The 18366-nt window shown below is 71.7% G+C and carries 13 protein-coding genes, 1 tRNA gene and 3 pseudogenes; 9 read left to right on the top strand and 8 right to left on the bottom strand.

Annotation, left to right across the window (positions count from 1 at the left end; translation table 11 throughout):
- Window positions 1–105: 105 nt before the first annotated feature.
- Window positions 106–693, top strand: a pseudogene (locus OU787_RS34540) (sensor histidine kinase); the annotation flags it as partial.
- A 181-nt stretch (window positions 694–874) separates the two neighbouring features.
- On the top strand, window positions 875–1531 hold the full coding sequence (locus OU787_RS09140; RefSeq protein WP_268661838.1) for a response regulator transcription factor: 657 nt from the start codon (window positions 875–877) through the stop codon (window positions 1529–1531).
- Here OU787_RS09140 and OU787_RS09145 read toward each other — a convergent pair.
- A complete protein-coding gene (locus OU787_RS09145; protein ID WP_268659055.1) occupies window positions 1528–2118 on the bottom strand; it encodes a flavoprotein in 591 nt (196 codons plus the stop codon). The two genes, OU787_RS09140 and OU787_RS09145, sit on opposite strands and share 4 nt — an antisense overlap.
- 824 nt (window positions 2119–2942) lie before the next feature.
- Here OU787_RS09145 and OU787_RS09150 point away from each other — a divergent pair.
- From OU787_RS09150 to OU787_RS09160, 3 genes and pseudogenes are all read left to right on the top strand, one after another.
- Window positions 2943–3440, top strand: a complete 498-nt coding sequence (locus OU787_RS09150) for a DUF4365 domain-containing protein (protein WP_268659056.1) — start codon at window positions 2943–2945, stop codon at window positions 3438–3440.
- On the top strand, window positions 3433–4662 hold the full coding sequence (locus tag OU787_RS09155) for a hypothetical protein (protein WP_268659057.1): 1230 nt from the start codon (window positions 3433–3435) through the stop codon (window positions 4660–4662). The genes OU787_RS09150 and OU787_RS09155 overlap by 8 nt, the downstream gene beginning before the upstream one ends.
- A gap of 142 nt (window positions 4663–4804) precedes the next feature.
- Window positions 4805–5128 (top strand): annotated as a pseudogene (locus tag OU787_RS09160) (IS5 family transposase); the annotation flags it as partial.
- Window positions 5129–5871: 743 nt separating this feature from the next.
- Here the strand turns inward: OU787_RS09160 and OU787_RS09165 are convergent.
- Window positions 5872–5943 (bottom strand) — tRNA-Val (locus OU787_RS09165).
- Window positions 5944–6125: 182 nt separating this feature from the next.
- Between OU787_RS09165 and OU787_RS09170 the strand changes: the two genes are divergently transcribed.
- Entirely contained in the window at window positions 6126–7379 is a 1254-nt protein-coding gene (locus tag OU787_RS09170) for a hypothetical protein (protein ID WP_030458543.1), read from the top strand.
- Between the two features lie 37 nt (window positions 7380–7416).
- Complete coding sequence (locus OU787_RS09175) at window positions 7417–7632, top strand: FmdB family zinc ribbon protein (protein WP_268659058.1); 216 nt, start codon at window positions 7417–7419, stop codon at window positions 7630–7632.
- A gap of 55 nt (window positions 7633–7687) precedes the next feature.
- On the opposite strand, the gene OU787_RS09180 is transcribed toward OU787_RS09175, so the two are convergent.
- From OU787_RS09180 to OU787_RS09190, 3 genes and pseudogenes are all read right to left on the bottom strand, one after another.
- Window positions 7688–8506, bottom strand: coding sequence for an HAD family hydrolase (locus OU787_RS09180; RefSeq protein ID WP_268659059.1), 819 nt, complete (start codon window positions 8504–8506; stop codon window positions 7688–7690).
- Between the two features lie 30 nt (window positions 8507–8536).
- Window positions 8537–11058 (bottom strand): annotated as a pseudogene (locus OU787_RS09185) (phosphoribosyltransferase).
- Between the two features lie 276 nt (window positions 11059–11334).
- Entirely contained in the window at window positions 11335–12507 is a 1173-nt protein-coding gene (locus OU787_RS09190; RefSeq protein ID WP_030458546.1) for an HpcH/HpaI aldolase/citrate lyase family protein, read from the bottom strand.
- Between the two features lie 409 nt (window positions 12508–12916).
- On the opposite strand from OU787_RS09190, the gene OU787_RS09195 reads away from it, so the two are divergent.
- Entirely contained in the window at window positions 12917–14101 is a 1185-nt protein-coding gene (locus OU787_RS09195) for a TerD family protein (protein WP_268659060.1), read from the top strand.
- A 69-nt stretch (window positions 14102–14170) separates the two neighbouring features.
- On the opposite strand, the gene OU787_RS09200 is transcribed toward OU787_RS09195, so the two are convergent.
- On the bottom strand, window positions 14171–14914 hold the full coding sequence (locus OU787_RS09200) for a TerD family protein (protein WP_030458548.1): 744 nt from the start codon (window positions 14912–14914) through the stop codon (window positions 14171–14173).
- 216 nt (window positions 14915–15130) lie between these two features.
- On the opposite strand from OU787_RS09200, the gene OU787_RS09205 reads away from it, so the two are divergent.
- Window positions 15131–16279: a DUF2637 domain-containing protein gene (locus OU787_RS09205; protein ID WP_268659061.1), complete on the top strand. Its 1149-nt coding sequence runs from the start codon at window positions 15131–15133 to the stop codon at window positions 16277–16279.
- Window positions 16280–16361: 82 nt separating this feature from the next.
- Here OU787_RS09205 and OU787_RS09210 read toward each other — a convergent pair whose 3' ends face one another.
- Together OU787_RS09210 and OU787_RS09215 are read right to left on the bottom strand one after the other, a co-directional pair.
- Window positions 16362–17468, bottom strand: a complete 1107-nt coding sequence (locus tag OU787_RS09210; RefSeq protein WP_030458550.1) for a DUF475 domain-containing protein — start codon at window positions 17466–17468, stop codon at window positions 16362–16364.
- A gap of 60 nt (window positions 17469–17528) precedes the next feature.
- Entirely contained in the window at window positions 17529–18104 is a 576-nt protein-coding gene (locus tag OU787_RS09215) for a TerD family protein (protein ID WP_030458551.1), read from the bottom strand.
- Window positions 18105–18366 lie beyond the last annotated feature (262 nt).

Below are 18366 nucleotides of genomic sequence, written 5' to 3' on the forward strand. Positions count from 1 at the left end.
CTGCTCGAACGCGAGCGGGAGAGCGCCGCCGAGGCCGCCATCGACGCCGAACGGGCGAGGATCGCACGGGAGTTGCACGACATCGTCAGCCACAACGTGAGCCTGATGGTGGTGCAGACCACCGCCGCCCGCGAGGTGCTGGCCACCATGCCGGAACAGGCCGCGACGGCCATGGCGGCCGTCGAACGCGCCGGGCGGGACGCCATGACCGAACTGCGCCACCTGCTCGGCCTGCTGGCCCCCTCCCAGGACGGCGAGGAGGACGGTGCGGAGGCCCGGCTCTCCCCGCAGCCCGGCCTGAACCGGCTCGGCGCCCTGGTCGACCGCTTCTCCTTCGCCGGACTGCCGGTCGAGGTGCGGATCTCCGGCGAGCCGCGACCGCTGCCGGCCGGGATCGACACCACCGCCTACCGGATCGTGCAGGAGGCCCTGACCAACGCCCTCAAGTACGGCGACGGCCGCCCCGTCGAGGTCACCGTCCGCTACGCCGAGCACGCCCTGCGGGTCGAGGTGCTGAACAGCGGACCCAGCGTCCTCTCCGGCGACCGGCCCGGCGACCGGCCGGGCGTCCGCTCCGGCGGTCAGCCGGCCGGGCGTCCGCCGGGCGCCGGCAAGCCGCAGGACGGGGCCGGGCGGCAGGACGGTGCCGGGCACGGGCTGCTGGGGCTGCGGGAGCGGGTCGCGGTCTACGGCGGCGAGCTGGACGCCCGCCGGCGCCTCGGCGGCGGCTACCGGGTCCGCGCCCGCCTCCCCTGGAGCGGCCGTGACCGCCGACGCCGCGGCACCCGGCCCGGCCGCGCCCTCGCCTTCGTCCGCGCCCTCGCCCCGGGTGCTGATCGCCGACGACCAGGAGCTGATCCGCACCGGCTTCCGGATGATCCTGACCGCGCGCGGCATCGACGTGGTCGGCGAGGCCGCCGACGGCGTGGAGGCGGTGACGGCCGCCCGCGAACTGCGGCCCGACGTCGTCCTGATGGACATCCGGATGCCGAACCTCGACGGCCTGGAGGCGGCCCGCCGCATCCTGGCGCAGGACCCGCACTGCCGGGTGCTCATGCTGACCACCTTCGACCTCGACCGCTACGTCTACGCCGCGCTCTCCCTCGGCGCCAGCGGCTTCCTGCTGAAGGACGTCACCGCCGCCCACCTGGCCGCCGCCGTCCGGCTGGTCGACACCGGGGACGCCCTGCTCGCGCCCTCGATCACCCGGCGACTGGTCGAACGCTTCGCCACCGCAACCTCCACCTCCACCTCCACCTCCACCGGCGACCCGGACCCGGCCCGTCCCCCCGGCACCCCGGCCGCCCCCCGCCGCCTGCACGCGCTCACCCCGCGCGAACTGGAGGTGCTGGCCCTGCTCGGACGCGGCCTGTCCAACACCGAACTGGCCGGCGCACTGACCCTCAGCGAGGCCACGGTGAAGACCCACGTGGCCCGGATCTTCGCCAAGCTCGGCCTGCGGGACCGCGCCCAGGCCGTCGTCGTGGCCTACGAGACCGGACTCGTCACCCCGGGCAGCCGCCCCGGCTAGGCCCCGCCCGCAGCACCGTTCCCCCGGGCGGCCCGCTCCGCCAGCGCCCGGGCCACCGCGTCCAGGGCCGCGTCCCACGGGTACGGGGCGGCCGCGCCGGGCTCGTTCGGGACGAAGCCGCCCTCGCCCAGCAGCACCTGCACACCCGCCTCGCGCAGCGCCGCCACGCTGCGCGGGAACTGCGGGTGGGCGGCCAGCGCGGTGTTGACGCAGGGCATCAGCAGCACCGGGACGCCCTTGCCCGCCGCCTCCGCCGCGTAGCCGACCACCCAGGAGGAGGTCAGGCCCAGCGCCAGGCTGTTGACCGAGTGGAAGGTGGCCGGCGCGAACAGCACCGCGTCGGCGGGCGGCAGCACGTCCGGCTGCCCCGGCCTGCGGTACGCGGACTTCACCGGGTGCCCGGTCAGCCCCTCCAGCTCCGGCACCCGCCCCGCCAGCCACTCCCGCGCCGTCGGGGTCAACCCGAGCGCCACGTCCCACCCCCGCTCCAGGCCCGCCCGCACCGCCCCCTCGATCCCGGTCACCACCCCCGCCGCCGACCCGAACAGGTACACCACCGGCCGCCCGGCCCCCGCGTCCTCTGCCATCCCGCCATGCAACCGGCTCGGCACCCGCCCCCGCAACGCCCCGGGCGACCCCGCCCGGAAAAAGCGAACGGCCCGGGTCGGATTCCTGCTCCGACCTGGGCCTTTGGCTGTCCTACTGCTGTGCGAGGTGGGCGCAGACGGTTTCGAACCGCCGACATCCGCCTTGCAAGTTCGACCGGGCCACCTCCCGACGAGTACGGATGCACTCCGGGGGCGGGGTGCTGTGGCATTCACGTACTCGTTGGACTGCTGCCGTCTGTTGCTGTTGATGTCGGGCTCTGATGTCAGACGGTCGGCTTCCTGTGGTCTCAGTCGCGTGGAACGGTCGAGGGCCCGGACTGCGTGCAGCAGTGCAGGCCCTCGGGCTGTCACAACAGGTGGCCTCTTCGTCCCGAAGCAACCTGGTTATCGGCCTGTCCTGGGACTACATCATCGCTGACCTGCGCACACAGTCCCCGAACGTCCGTGCTTGTCTGCCGAAGTGTGAGCCTGTTGTAGCGCAGTTAGACACTCAACACCACGTCGTCGCTCCCAACCCGCAGGCCCAGGCAGTGGCAGTTGGTCCGTCACTGCTCCTGATCATGGCGTGGGGCGGTAGTCCAACGGATCCGGCCCCTCGGACATATCCAAGCCTGGCCACTGTCACGGCCCAGCACTAGTGTTCGATCCATGGCGGAAAACAGAGAACACATGTACCGGTCGCCCCCGGTAACCTACGCTTCCTGTTGGGAGGTGTGCCTATGGTGGCGGCGAGCGAGGCAAGTGACACGAGCAGGCCACGCCAAAGCCACATTCAGGCTGTAGACCCCAAAACGGTCACGGACATGATGGAGCTGCTGCAGCTCGGGTATGTGACCAGCGTGGCTGCTACCGCCGGGTGCACAGTCGAGCGTGTCGACACCGATCTCTGGGGCATGGATGTGACCTTTATTAGGCCGCCAGCCACTCCTCTTGAAGAGGAGGTGATGCTCCTTGCCCAGCTCAAGTGCACTACTCAGATCAACCCGGATCCGGCGAAGGATACGTTCAGCTACCAGTTCACGAAGCGCCAGTACTTCGACCATCTAGCCAAGCCTCGCCGTAACTTCAAGTCGGTGCTGATCGTTATGACCACACCGCCTATTCAGGCCGACTGGACGGAGGTCACGCACGGTGGCCTACTGACTAGGCGCGCCTGCTACTGGAAACACTTGGAAGGCATGCACGCCGACGCAAGCATCCAGAAGCCCAGCGTCAAAATTTCAACCAGTGATGTATTTGACGCACAAACCCTGATTAAGCTTATGGATCGAGTGGATAGGGGTGATTCGCTTCATGGCTGAGCCGTCCGCATCCGCTTTGGCGGATCGAGTCAACCCAGAAAAACTCGCCGTCCTGCTGGAGGAATCAGGGTGGAAGCTCGCCGGCGGGCGCAGGGGGGTTTATCTACGACTGGCACCTCCTGGGGAGAATTCTCTCCCGTCTCGTTCCGCCGGCCTCCTTCTCCCGCTGGATCAGGAAGATCCTGACTATCGAGAGATAATGGAGGTGGCACTAAATCAGATTGCACAGAATCATGACTTCTGGATTCGCACAATCTTTCCCAGGCTTGCTATAAACAGCTCTGATGAATTCCGTTTTTGCCGTGAAAGTGCCGCCCCCAGCGGGCTCATCGACTGGCGAAGTGGTGAACGTTTGATCGAGTCGGCACGTCGAGCCATGATTGCGGGCGCTAAGTACTACATGGGGCCGGAGAGGCACTTTGTCAATCGGCACGGCCGATTTGCAAGCCGGTATCTTGATCAAGTTTTGATGGGGCAGACGGCTCCCGGTAGCTACATCGTCACGGCTTTCGTTTCGCCTGCAGGATACGTTCCCTTGAAGTCCGAACCCGAGCCAGCTCTAGAAGGCTTTGGTGCGGTTTCATCCCGCGCCGTAAGTGAGGCCGTCGTCAAGGCCGTCGAGGCAACGCTTGAAGCTGTCGATCATTTCAAGAGTACGGGTACTCTGTCCGGGTTCCTTGAGGGCGTCCAGAACGGCGTCTCTTACGAGATGACGAACGCCCTCCTAGGGATGGCTTCTATGTCGGACGGTGCGGACATCACTGTTGACTGGGATTCAGCCGTTCCATTTGATGGATCCGCTTCGATTAGGTATGAACTGCAGGGATCTGACGCTGAGGTGCTAACCAAGGCCGCGCAGCAACTTGCAGAGGATGATGGCCCAGAATATGTGACTGTCATTGGCCGGGTGCATCTACTGGCCAAGAAGCAAGCGGGGAGCCCAGGGGTTTTTGGAGTAGAGTCCATCGGCTCTGGGGCTCCCCGAAAGGTGCGCGTTCGGCTGGCCGACGAAGAGGATTACCACGCTGCTATCCGTGCCCACGAGGAGGATCTTGGGATCCAGGTCAGCGGCACCCTAGAGAAGGAGGGCAATCTTAGCTGGCTCTACAATGCAACCGTTCTCAGGATTATTGGCCCCATCGAAGAATTGGATCCTAAGAAGCGCCCCAAGCGGACTCGTACGCAAAATGATGAGCCAAGATTGTTTGACCTTCCGGAGTAGTGATTTCGGCCATCCGGATATCTTGCGGGCGGTGGAGCGGTTTTGGCCGATGTCCTGTCTGGTCTGGGTCCGAGCATGATCGGTGGGCCGTAAGCTGACCCGCGAGTCGGGCAGGATCCTCGCTTGCCCGCAATCTGGCCGAATCGAACGAGTCGCCTCAGAGCATCCCGCGGCCCGAAAGACCTGGGTCGACGGCGGCTACCGCCAGCACCTCGTCGAACACGCCGCCACCCTGGGCATCGACATGCACATCGTCCGCCGCGCCCCCGCCACCAGGGGCTTCGCTGTCCTGCCGCGGCGGTGGACCGTCAAGAGAACGCTCGGCCAGCTCATGAACCTCCGCCCCCCGGCCCGCGACTACGAAGCACACGCGCACCGCTCCGAAGCCATGATCTACGTCGCGATGATCAACCTCATGACCCGCAGACTCACCGACGAGAGCACCCCGACATGGCGCGGCACATGAACCACCATCAGCTCGACAATCCGGGACTAAACAACAGGACGCAACGCCCTCTGAGAGCCAGAAGCCCGCGTAGACGACCAGGTCGAAGTGCCGGGTGGCGCCCGAGTAGAGCGAGGTCCGCAACTCCTTGGGCACTACGGCGCGGTGTGGGTAGAGCCGAGTCAACTCGGCGCGGCCGGCCTCGGCCGTCTGGCTGGTGGTCTGCTTGTCCGACTGGAGGTCCCGACAGTCACATTGCAGCAGGTTGGCCAGGACGTACTGGAAGCATCAGTACAGCCGGCGCTGCTCCTTGGCCTCGCCCCACCGCTCGACCGTGCGTACGCTGACTCCCAGCCGTTCTACGATCTGCTCGGCCGCCAGGCCCCTTGCCAGGATCGCTCCTCGATGCCGCTCCCCCGGAGCGCCCTCATGGCCCTGTGGCAGCACCGGCTCCGAGAGGCCGAGGCCAGCCAGGCGGGCAACGACGGTTGGACGGAGACCAGGCGCATCTTCACCACCGGGACCGGTCGGACAGTGGAACCTACGCACGTCTACCGGTCGTTCCACCGGATCGCGGCGGAGGCAAAAGTGCGGCCATCCAGATGCACGCCGCACTCCACGGCACGGACCCCTGCCGGTGGTCTGCAGAGACTCACCCCGTGTGGTGATGGAGATCCTCGGCCACAGCCAGGTGAATGTCGGTTTCTGATGTCAAAAGCCCCGGGCCGAGGTCGGTCCGGGGCTCTGCTCCAGCTCACACACTGTGGGCGCAGACGGTTTCGAACCGCCGACATCCGCCTTGTAAGGGCGGCGCTCTACCGCTGAGCTATGCGCCCTCGCCGAAGTGCACCGGCGCGGCCGGTCACACGACGAGTGGACAGACTACCTGGTCCCGGGAGTGGTTCGCCGCACCCCTTCGGAAGGGGGCGGGGACGGGGGGTGCCGGGCGGGGCGGGTGATCGGCAAGAATGGCGGGGAAGCGGCGGGACGGATACGGAGCAGGGAGCACGTGGTGAGGGTGGCCGGCGGCGGTGGCGGGGGTCGGGGCGGCTGGTGGGGCGGCGGCCGTCGGGACGGCGTGCGCGCGGACGCCAGGGCGGCCCGGGAGGCCGCCCAGGAGTCGTTCTACGAGCTGGACTCGGCCCAGCGGGACGCGCTGCTCGCGGTGGAGACCGTGAAGTCGGCGGGCGAGCCCGCCACCGCCCGCCGGGTGGAGCAGGAGTTCGCCGACCTGACCGCCCGGATCGACCAGGTCACCGTCGCCTACCTGGGCGCGCTGGACGCCGTCGACCTGGAGTCCGCGGAGGCCGACCCGGGCGCGGTCGCCCGGGCCAAGCAGCAGCTCGAACAGGCCAAGCGCGAGCTGGACGCCAAGCGCACCGAGCTGGGCACCTTCCTCAGCCGCCTGCAGCCGATCGTCGACCACGCCGAGGCCCAGCTGATCCGGGTCACGCCCGCGGTCGAACGGGCCAAGCAGGCGCTGCTCGCCGCGACCACCGCCCTGGAGCAGGTCCGCGGCGCGGGCCTGCGCGCGGACGACCTGGCGACCCGGCTGGCCGAGCTCGCGCCCGAGCTGACCAGGCTCAACCAGGGCGTCTCCCAGCACGGCGTCCCGGCCACCCTGCAGCGGGCCGAGGACGTCGCCCGGCGGGCCGAGGCCGTCCGCACCGAGGCGGCGCAACTCCCGGAGCGGGCCGCCGAGATCGACCGCCGGGTGGCCTCGCTGCGCACCCGCATCGACGCCCTGGAGAACCGGGCCCACACCGTCGACCCGGCGCTCAGCGAGCTGCGCCGCCGGTTCTCGACGGCCTGCTGGCAGGACCTCCAGCAGGTGCCCGCGCAGACCGCCGACGCCGTCCGCACCGCCCGCACCAGGCTGGCCGAGGCCGGCCGGGCCCGCGACGAGCAGCGCTGGGCGGAGGCGACGGCCGCGATCGGCACCGTGCGCGCGCTGCTCGACACCGCCGGGGGCTCGGTCGACGCGGTCAACGACCGGCTGCAGCAGCTGAACGAGGTCCAGCACGACCCGCAGCGCGAGATCGAGCGCACCCGGTTCGCCCTGCGCGACGCCCAGCGCCTCGCCATGGCCGGCCGGCAGGCTCCCGATCCGCGGCACGCCGGGCCGCTGGACGCCGCGGTGGGCCGCCTCGACCGGGCCGTCGCCGCCCTGGAGGAGGCCGGCCGGCACCCGGACTACTGGCGTTTCCTGACCGAGCTGGCCGCCGTCCGGGAGACCGCGGCCGAAGTGGTCTCGATGATCCGCGGCCACTGAACCGTTCCCGCGCCACCCCCTGGGTACCCTGCTCGGTATGCCTCGCTACGACTTCCGCTGCCGCTCCTGCGGCGCCACCTTCGAGCTCAACCGCCCGATGGCCCGGGCCAACGACCCGGCCACCTGCCCCGACGGCCACCCCGACACCGTCAAGCTGCTCTCCACCGTCGCCGTCACCGGCGCGGCCGCCTCGGCCCCGGCGCCCAGCGGTGGCGGTGGCGGCGGTTGCTGCGGTGGCGGCTGCTGCGGTTAGTCGCAGCACCGGGAGCGGGGAGCGGGGAGCGGTCCGCTCCCGCCCTCCCCTCCCCTCAGCCGAGGTGCTTGAGCATCTGGCGGAGGATCTCCTCCCCCGCGCCCACCCCGGTCTCGGTGAGGGCGGTGACGTCCGGCGCCGTCCAGCCGGTCTCGGCGAGTTCGCCGTGCCCGGGCCGCCAGGCCAGGTCCGCGGCGAGGAGGAGTTCGGCGTCCAGCAGCGAGTCGCCGGCGGCCAGGACGGTCCGGGCGCCGGCGCGCCGGCGCACCTCCTCCAGGGCGGCGCTCTTGGAGAGCGGGGCGGGGACGGCGTAGACCTTGCGGCCCTGGAGGGAGACCGTCCAGCCGCGCTCGGCGCACCAGGCGGTGAGGTTCTCGATCCAGCCGGGCGGGAGTTCGGCCCGTTCGACGACCAGGTAGGCGAACAGCTCGTCGGCGACCCGCCGCTTGTGGGTCCACTCCGGGTCGGCGGCCAGGGCGAGGTGTTCGACGACCTCGGGCAGCGGGGCGCTGCGCTCGTCGAGGCGGGTGCGGATCTCGCGCTGCCAGTCCTGGTCGGGGACGCCGTCGACGAGGAGGTGGCCGCCGTTGGCGCAGACCGCGTACGGGGGGATCCAGTCGGCGGTGGGGCCGGGGAGGTGGATCCGCTCGTACTGGGCGCGGGTGCGGGTGGTGACGGGGACGACCGGGGCGAGGGCCGCGATCTCGGCGAGCAGGGCGGCGGCCTGTTCGGTCATGAAGGAGAGCGCCTTGCCGTCGTGCACCTCCACCGCGAGCAGCCGTGGGGCGAGCCGGTCGGGCACGTCCAGGGCGAGGGCGCGGTTGGAGTAGACGAGGGTGCGGTCGAGGTCGCTGGCGACCAGGAACTGCGGCACGGGCGGGGTCTCCTTCGTTCGGGGGCAGGGTCAGGTGTGGACGGCGGTGCCGTCCGCGCCGGTGGCGCCACGGGTGTAGCGCGGGTGGATCAGGCCGACGCAGGTGTAGGGCAGGTCGTCGGTCTCCTCGACCGGGACGCCGCGCTGGTCGGCGAGCAGCCGGACGTGGTCGAGGTCGGCCCCGGCGCCGCGGCGGGCCAGGATCCGCCAGGGGACGCGGCGCAGCAGGACCCGGGTGGTCTCGCCGACGCCGGGCTTGACCAGGTTGACGCTGTCGATGCCGTACTCGGCGCTGATCCGTTCGACGGCGGCCCAGCCCTCCCAGGTGGGGGTGCGGTCGGTGGTGGCGAGCCGGGCGGTCTCGGCGGCGACGGCGTCGGCGACGGCCGGGAAGGCGGCGGCGACGGTGTCGACGAACTGGCGGGAGACGTCGGCCCCGGCCAGCTCGCGGTAGAACTTGGCGCCGTGGAACTCGTCCGGGCCGGTCAGGTCGGCGCGCAGCACGGTGCGGGAGACCAGGCCGGAGACGGTGGAGTTGAGGCAGGCGGAGGGGATCAGGAAGTCGTCGCGGGTGCCGTAGGTGCGCACGCAGCCGCCGGGGTCGGCGAGGACGGCGAGTTCGGGGTCGAAGCCGGTGCCGGCCAGGGCCTGTTCGAGCTCGCGGGTGATGGCGCCCTTGCCCGTCCAGCCGTCGACGAAGACCACGTCGGCGGGGCGGTGGTGGGCGGCGAGGTGGCGCAGGGCGACCCGGTCGATGCCGCGGCCGCGGACGATGGAGACGGTGTAGTGCGGCACGTCGAGGCCGTGGGCGTGGGCGAGCCAGCGGCGGATCAGGACGCCGACGGGGGTGCCGGCCCGGGCCAGCGAGGCGAGCACCAGGTGCGGGCCGCGTTCGCGCAGCAGCGTCTCGGCGACGGTGCCGACGGCGGTGGCCAGCCGGGTCGCGGAGGCCTCCAGCGCGGTGTGGAAGAGCTGCTGGTAGGCGGCGCTGGGCTGGTACTCGACGGGCAGCGACTCGGCGTAGTGGGCGCCGCCGGACTGCACGGCCTCCTCGCGCTCCTCGGTGGGCGCTTCGAGGTGGACGCCGGAGAGGTCCTTGAGCAGCCAGGTGACGTCGGAGGCCGGGTAGCTGGAGAAGGCCGGCCCGTGCAGCGGGCGGGTGGTGGGCGGGGCGGTGTGTGCGGTCATGCGGGGTGCCTTCGACGGGTACGGGGTCATGCTCGGGCAGCGGGGCGTCGGGCGGGTGGCGCGGGGCGGTACGACGGGAGAACGGCGAGCAGCACCCGGTCAGTGGCGGTGCGCAGGGCGGGCAGCAGGGCGGCGGGGCCGTGGTGCAGGGCGGGGGTGTCGGCGGGGTCGTCGACGACCAGGACGACGGTGTCGAATCGGCGGGCGGGGTCGGTGCCGGGGGCGACGTTGTAGGCGTAGCGCTCGGTGGAGCGGTCGGCGGGGTCGTCGTGGGCGGCGAAGGCGAGGCGGGTGCGGATGGCGTAGCCGGGGTCGTCGAGGGCGAAGACCGGGGAGCGGGTGGTGGTGGAGAAGCGCACCTCGGCGTCGGGGAGGGCGTGCTGGAGGGCTTCGGCGAGCCGGAGCGGGGCGTACATCAGCTCTTCGCAGCCGAGCACCAGCACCCGGCCGGGGCGGGGGCCGACGGCGGTGGCGAGGGCGGTGCCGAGGGCGGGCAGGGCGGCGTCGAGGCGGCGGCGGTGGGCGGGGGTGAAGCCGTGCCGGCCGCCGTCGGGCAGGTCGGCGGGCCAGGGCAGGTCGAGCCGGGCGAGGGTGCCGGGCGGGCCGGCGGGGGGCTGCGGGGCGGGGGCGGCCGCGATCAGTTCGCGGGCCCGGTCCAGCACGCCGTCGGGCAGGTCGACGCCGCCGGCGGCGGTGGCGACCAGGTCGAGGCGGGCGCCGAGTTCGGCGGCGGCGGCGCGCAGCCGTTCGCGGTCGGCGGGGGTGCGCAGGTCGACCAGGGCGACGGCAACGTAGTGCGCGCGCGGGTGGGCGGCGTGCAGGGAGCGGATGGTGTTGAGGACGGTGGTGCCGGTGGAGAACTCGTCGTCGACCAGCACCAGCGGGCCGTCCCCGGCCAGCAGCAGCGGGTCCTCGGGGAGCAGCAGGTGGCTGGTGGCGTGCGAGTGCTCCTCCTCGAAGCCGCCGAGCGGGGCGACGCCGGGGACGGGGCGGCGGGTGGAGTGCAGGTAGGGGGCGTCGAGGCCGTCGGCGACGCTGTGGCCGAGGGCGGTGGCGGTCTCGGCGTAGCCGAGCACGACGGCGCGCGCGGCGTCCTCGGGGCCGAGCAGTTCGGCGACCCGGCGGCCGAGCGCGAGCCCGGCGCCGTGCACCTCCGCGGGCCGCTGCGGGACGTGCTTGCCCAGCACCCGGGAGACCAGCAGGTGGGCGCGCTTGGGGTTGACCCGCAGGGCGAGGCCGATCAGGTCGGTCAGTTCTGGCCCGCCGGTGAGGCGCAGGCCGAGCCGGTCGGTGACCCACTGGCCGGTCCAGGGTTCGGCCCCGACGGGCCCGGGGGCGGCGGTGCCGGCGGTGTCGGCAGTCATCGGGGCTCCTCTCGACGAGCAAGGCGGTGCTGGCAGTGCTGATGGTGCTGGCGCTGGTACGGCTGGTACTGATGCTGCTGGTACTGATGCTGCTGGTGGTGCCAGTGGGACGGACGCGGGCACGCGCCCGCACGGTTCGCTGTTCGTCATCGAGCGTACGGGCCCCGCCGGGACCCGTGGATCGGCCGACCGGCCAGGGTCGCGGCGCCGTCCGGCCGACCCTCCCATCAGCCGATCGGTTGACCCGGCGTCAGGAACCGTCCGTACGAAGGCCGTTCAGCCGATGCAGGCCGACAGCAGCTCGGCGAAGGTGACCTCGGCCCGGGCCACGCCGAACACCTCGGCCCGCAGCAGCACCCGCTCCGCCCAGGCCCGGTGCGGCTTGGCCTCGTTCATCTTGTTGGTGTACGCGGAGCGGCTGACCCCGCCGCCGCCGCGGTGCTGCTGCAGGATGTCCCGGGCGTCGCACAGCTCCTCGTGGGTGACCACGGACAGCGCGTGCACGGCGGCGACGTGGCTGGGGTGGATGCAGGTCTTGCCGAGCAGGCCGTTGGCCCGGTCGAGTTCGATCTCCCGGATCAGCCCGTCCAGGTCGTGCTCGATCAGCCGCTGCCGGACCCCGTCGGCGGGCGGGGTGACCTCGGCGAACGGGGTGCGGCGCAGCTGCGGCTTGAACATCCGCTCGTGCAGCGGGAAGTACTCCCAGACCGGCCCGGTGACGGTGTGCCCGGTGCCGTCGGCCCGGCCGAGGACGTTGACCACGTCGCCGATCACGCCGGCCACCAGGGCCACGTCGTAGGCGGTCAGGTCGGGCGAGCGGCGCAGCCCGTACGCGGAGCACAGGTCAGTGACGCCGAGCCGGACGGCGAGGACCCGGTCGCGGTGCTTGTCGAGCAGCCGGGCGATGCCGTGCAGCTGTTCGCGGCGGCTCTCCAGGTGGGCGAGTTCGGGCGATTCGAGCACCGGCATGACGAACAGCCGCTGCCCGGTGCGCTCCTCGGCGGCGGTGAGCGCCTCCAGGAAGGGCAGGCCGCTGTCCTCGGTGAACTTGGGCACCACGAAGCCGCTGAGCAGGCGCAGCGCGGGGCCGAGGCGCTCGGTCAGGTCGGTGATCTGCTCGGCGGCCCGGACCCGGACGAACAGCAGCGGCAGTTCGGCGTCGGCGTCCTGCGCGGCGAGTTCGGTGAGCTGGGCGACCAGGTTCTGCTCGGCGCCGTCGACCTCGTGGTCGGCGATCGCGTCCTCCAGGCAGAGCACCATCGAGACCACGCCGCGGGCGGCCTGCTTGCGGACGTCGCGGGCCAGGGTGGGCCGGGTGGCGGGGCTGTAGAGCGTGGCGCCGAGCGCGGTGGCGAGGACGGACGCCCCGCTGTCGCGGTCGAAGGCGGCGGGCTGCTCGTGAAAGAGCCGGGTGCGGACGTCGTCCGCGAGATGCCCGAAGTGGCGCAAGGTGCTCTCCCGCTGTGGTCTGGTGGGCCCCGCCGGTGGCGGGAACGGCTGACGCCCCTCCCTCCTTGGGACGGTCGGCGCGGCCGGAAAGTTCGCCGGAGCGCCGGTGCCGTCGCGGGGGTGCGGAGCGATCCGGGCCGTTGGCCGTTCATCGTACGGCCGGACGACCTCGGCGAAAGAGTTCGAAACATCGAATTCTCGCAAGATTGTCGGCCCCGTCATCGACCTCGCCACCGGCCCCGCCGCGGACCGCACCACCGGCCTCACCACCGGCCTCACCACCGGCCTCCTCGCCGGCCCCGCCGAGAGGTCCCGCCGGGAGGCCCGCCGAGGGTTCCCGCCGGTGGGGCGCGCCGATGCCGCGCCCCGCGTTGTCCCGGGCCCCCGGCAGGCGGCAGGATGGTGCGCTATGACGCACGTGATGGCGAAGGGCGCCAACATCCCTCTGACGGCCGGCGCCGTCCGTGCCGTCCTGCGGTGGACGGACACCCCGGGCATTCCGGACGTGGACGCCTCGGCGCTGCTGCTGACCGGCCACGGCAAGGTCCGCGACGACGCCGACTTCGTGTTCTACAACCAGCCGCGGCACCCCTCGGGCCTGGTCCGGCACCTGCCGAAGCAGGCCGCGGGCGGGACGGTGCGGGACGCGCTGGAGATCGACCTGGCGCAACTGCCGCCCGAGGTCGACCGGGTGGTGCTGGCCGGCTCGGCGGAGGGCGGCGCCTTCCCCGCGGTGCCCGACCTGCGGGTGCTGCTGTTCGACGCGGCCGCGCCCGAAGCCGCGCCCGCGCTGGCCGAGTTCGCCATCGACGAGGACGAGCAGGTCACCGCGCTGGTCGCCGCCGAGCTGTACCGCCGCGACGGCGGCTGGAAGTTCCGCGCGGTCGGCCAGGGCTACGTGGACGGACTGGTCGCGCTGGCCACCGACTTCGGTATCGCCGTCGAGGACGGGAACACCGGCCCGAACGACTCCGCGGTCGACCTGACCGACCGCAGCGGGGACGTCCGCCTCCCCGGCCCGGCCGCTGAGCCGTCGCCCGCCGAGCCGTCGCCCGCCGGACCCCCGGCCGCGCCGCTGCCGGTCGACGAGGACGACTGGACGATCGCCCCGGCCACCCCGCTGCCGACGCCCGCCGCCGAGCAGCCCGCCGCCGACCCCCGGCCGGTCCGGGCCCCGGCCGCGCCGGTCGCCCCGCCGCCCCCGCCCGCGCTGCCGCCGACCGTCCACCACGCCCAGCAGCCCGCACCGCAGCCCGGCGGCTACGGCTACCCGCCGCAACAGCCCCAGCAGCCGCCGCAACCCGCCCCGCAGCCCGGCGGTTACGGCTACCCCCAGCAGCAGCCGGGCTACGGCTACCCGCCGCCCCCGCAGCAGCCCCAGCCCCAGCCCCAGCAGCCGCAACCCGGTGGCTACGGCTACCCCCAGCCGGCCGCCGCCCAGGGGTACGGTTACCCGCCGCAACAGCCCCAGCCCTACGGCTACCCCCCGCAGCCCCAGCCCCAGCCCCAGCAGCCGCAACCCCCGCAGCAGCACCAGCAGTCCGGCGCCCCGTTCGCCCTGCCGCCGCAGGGCCCGCAGTTCCAGCCCCGCTGACCGCCCGCGCCCCGCGGCCGCACCACCCCGCGGCCGCGGCCACGACCGCAGCCACAGCCTGACGAACCGTCAACTACCGGACCCCGACGGGGTCTTGTACCCGCGCTCCCACTGCATGCCGAACCCGTACAGCCGGTCCAGGTCGGACTGGAACCCGTGCACGTACCGCACCTCGCGGCGGATCGTCAGCTTGCCCTCGCCGTCGTTCTCGATCAGCACCACCGCGCACGAACGGGCGGCCGGGGCGCGCTCGTCGAGCTTGATCTCGATCCGCGGGCCGCTCTGCGGGACGATGGTGAGCACCGCGTGGGTGCGGTCGAAGGCCGGGGTGTCGTCGTAGATGTAGACGAAGATCAGCAGCCGCTTGAACTGGTCCTTCTTCTCCAGGTTGATGTGCATGGTCTCGCCGGAGGGCGCGCCGGACACGTCGTCGCCGGAGAGCTTGATGTAGGGCGGCTTGTTGAGGTCGCCGAACAGCCGGCCGAGCGGCTGCACCACGCCCCGGGTGCCGTCGGCGAGTTCGTACATGCAGGCCAGGTCGAGGTCGACGCCGACCGGCGCGGACCCGGTGTCGGCCGTCGCCAGCGGGCGCAGGATCCGCGGGTCGAAGAAGCGGCGCAGCGCGCCGCCCACGGTGGGGCGGTCGGCGGTGCGGGTCGACCAGTGCAGGTTGATGTACAGGTAGCCGGTGGTGGCCGCGGAGCCGGTGATGGCGTGCTGCGGCTGGGACTTGGTGAGTGTGACCTTGAACTGCCCTCCGGTGTCGAAGCTGTCGCTGCGGTCCCCCTTCAGGAACTCCCACACCGAAACCATCGTGTCCTCCCCCAGCACTGATACCGTCCTCGACCTCTCCATACCCACCCGGAGGGCGCTGAGTCAACGTCAACCCCTCGGCGCGCCCCGCTGGCAGAGGGTTCGTCACTCCCGTACGATGCCTGCCCCTCGGACGCGATATCGTCTCTCCGCACAGGTGTACCGTGCGTCACCTCTCTTCCCCCTGCCCTGCGGAAAGCCGAGGCCCTCCCCGCAATGAACCTCTCCTCCATACAGCTGGTCTGGGCCGTGGTAGGCGGTGCAGCCCTGCTGTTCACCGCCATCCTGGTGGCCTTCCTGCGCTTCAAGAACAACAAGCCCGCCGAGTCGGCGTCCGGCGACTCCTGGGAGCGCAGCGAGGAGCGCAGGCGCCGCAAGGAGGCCGTCTACGGCGGCGCCTCGTACGTGCTGCTGTTCTGCTGTGCCGGTGTGGCCGCGGCGCTGTCGTTCCACGGCCTGGTCGGTTTCGGCCAGCAGAACCTGAACCTGTCCGGCGGCTGGGAGTACCTCGTCCCGTTCGGCCTGGACGGTGCGGCGATGTTCTGCTCGGTGCTCGCCGTCCGCGAGGCCAGCCACGGTGACGCGGCGCTCGGTTCCCGGATGCTGGTGTGGCTGTTCGCCGTCGCCTCGGCCTGGTTCAACTGGGTGCACGCCCCGCGCGGCGGTGCCCACGACGGTGCCCCGCAGTTCTTCGCCGGCATGTCGATCTCGGCGGCCGTGCTGTTCGACCGCGCGCTGAAGCAGACCCGCCGGGCCGCGCTGCGCGAGCAGGGCCTGGTGCCCCGCCCGCTGCCGCAGATCCGGGTGGTGCGCTGGCTGCGCGCCCCGCGCGAGACGTACGCGGCCTGGTCGCTGATGCTGCTGGAGAACGTCCGCAGCCTGGACGAGGCGGTCGAGGAGGTCCGCGAGGAGCGGCAGGCCAAGATGGACGCCAAGCTGCGCGCCCGCAGCGCCGACCGCCGCGAGCGGGCCGAGCTGAAGGCGATCGCCCGCCAGGGCGGCGTGCTGGGCCGGGCCCGGCACGCCCGCGAGGTGCCCGCGCTGGCCGCGGCCGGCAGCGACGGCCCGTCCGCAGCGGAGCCTGCCCTAGCCCCCGAGGAAACCACCCTCGACCGGGTGAGCGCCTCCGCCCTGGAGCCCGCCGCCCTGAACGCCGGCCGCCGCCCCCGCGCCGCCGTCGAGTCGACCGGCAGCAGCACGTCGGGCAGCTCCTCCTCGTCGTCCTACGCGTCGAGCGGCTCCTCCTCGTACGGCTCCTCGTACTCCTCCTCCATCGACCTGACGATGGACGAGGACACCCTGTCGATGCCGAAGCTGGACTCGCTGGAGCGCAAGCTCCGGGCGATCGAGCAGCAGCTCGGCTGAGCCGCGCCGCAGCACCGAAAAGCCGCGCCCGCCGGGAACTCCCCCGGTGGGCGCGGCTTTTCGGTGCTGCGGCGGACGGGCGCTAGCCCTCCGCCCCGACTTCTTCGGGTTCCGCTCCGCTGCCCTCCAGCCCCTGGTGGCGCTTGTTGCGGATCATCGAGGAGGCCAGCGCCGCGCCGATGAAGGCGACGCCGATCAGGCCGGTGACGATCTCCGGGACGTGGTACTTGATCGAGGCGAGCAGGATCAGCGCCAGCGCGCCGATCGCGTAGTGCGCGCCGTGCTCCAGGTACACGTAGTCGTCCAGGGTGCCCTTGCGGACCAGGAAGACGGTCAGCGACCGGATGTACATGGCGCCGATGCCCAGGCCCAGGGTGATCTGGAAGATGTCCTGGGAGATGGCGAACGCGCCGACCACGCCGTCGAAGGAGAACGACGCGTCGAGGACCTCCAGGTAGATGAAGAGGAAGAACGCGGCCTTGCCGCCGACCTGGACGATCGACTTGCCGGTCCGCTCGGCCTCCTCCTCGGCCTCCTCCTGTGCCTCCAGCCCGGACTCGAACACCCCGGACAGGCCGTTGACGGCCAGGTAGGTGGCGAGGCCGCAGACGCCGGCCAGCAGCACCGTCTCGGCGCGGTCACCGGCGAAGAGCCGGGAGGACACCGCGAGCACGACCAGCGCGACGACCGAGGAGAGCGCGTCCAGCTTGCCGATCTTCTCCAGCGGCTTCTCAAGCCAGCGCAGCCAGTTGAAGTCCTTCTCCTCGAAGACGAAGTCGAGGAAGATCATCAGCAGGAAGATGCCGCCGAAGGCCGCGATGGCCGGGTTGGCCATGTCCAGGTACTCGGCGTAGGTGTGGCCGTCGTGGGTCTTGGACGAGTCGAGCGCCAGCTCGATGACGGTGCCCGGGCTGAGCTGCGCGGTGAGGCCGACGACCAGCAGCGGGAAGACCAGCCGCATGCCGAAGACCGCGATCAGCACGCCGACGGTCAGAAAGATCTTCTGCCAGAAGGCGTTCATCCGCTTGAGGACGGTGGCGTTGACGACGGCGTTGTCGAAGGACAGGGAGATCTCGAGGATCGAGAGGATCAGGACGACGCCGAATCCTTCGGCCCCCCAGATCAGGCCGGCGGCGATCAGGCCGGCGATCGTGATGGCGAAGGACCATCCGAACGTACGGAGGAACACGGGGTCAGTTACCTTTCTGGCTGCCGGAATCGACCCATTCCGGACGTGACTGCTGTTCTGTTACTGGACGTTGACGCCGAAGTCGAGCGCGATGCCGCGCAGGCCGGAGGCGTAGCCCTGGCCGACGGCCCGGAACTTCCACTCGCCCTGGTAGCGGTACAGCTCGCCGAAGATCATCGCGGTCTCGTTGGACGCGTCTTCGGAGAGGTCGTAGCGGGCGATCTCGGCGCCGTCCGTCAGGTTGACCACCCGGATGTAGGCGTTGGAGACCTGGCCGAAGCTCTGCAGCCGGGCGTCGGCGTCGTAGATGGAGACGGCGAAGACGACCTTGTCGATCTGGGTGGGCACCAGGTCGAGGTGCACCTGCACCACCTCGTCGTCCCCGTCGCCGTCGCCGGTGAGGTTGTCGCCCTGGTGCTCGACCGAGCCCTCGGGGCTGCGCAGGTTGTTGTAGAACACGAAGTACTCGTCGCCGAGGACCCGGCCGCCGGAGCACAGCAGCGCGCTGGCGTCCAGGTCGAAGGGCGCGCCGGTGGTGGACCGGGCGTCCCAGCCCAGGCCGATCTGGACCTGCGTCAGGTTCGGCGCGGCCTTGGTCAGCGAGACGTTCCCGCCCTTGGCGAGGGTGACGGTCATCGGACTTCCTCCCAGCTCCCCGTCTCGGGGGCTCCCGGGGTGTGCATCGTTGGACTGCCGCCGACCCGCCCGGGAGGGCCGGATCCGGCGGGGCGCGCCCGGCGGACGCACCCCAAGAGATCTACGCCCCCCGGTGGCCGCGCAGTGCTGCACACCCGACTGAACTTGCTGAACTCCGCCGCGCGACCGACCCGGCCGCCCCCGCCGGGCGGCCTCGGACCGCCCGCGCACGCACCCGGTCGGTGTGCGGATCGCCGCCGAA

The organism is Kitasatospora sp. YST-16, from assembly GCF_026802215.1.
Taxonomy (GTDB): Bacteria; Actinomycetota; Actinomycetes; order Streptomycetales; family Streptomycetaceae; genus Kitasatospora; species Kitasatospora cineracea.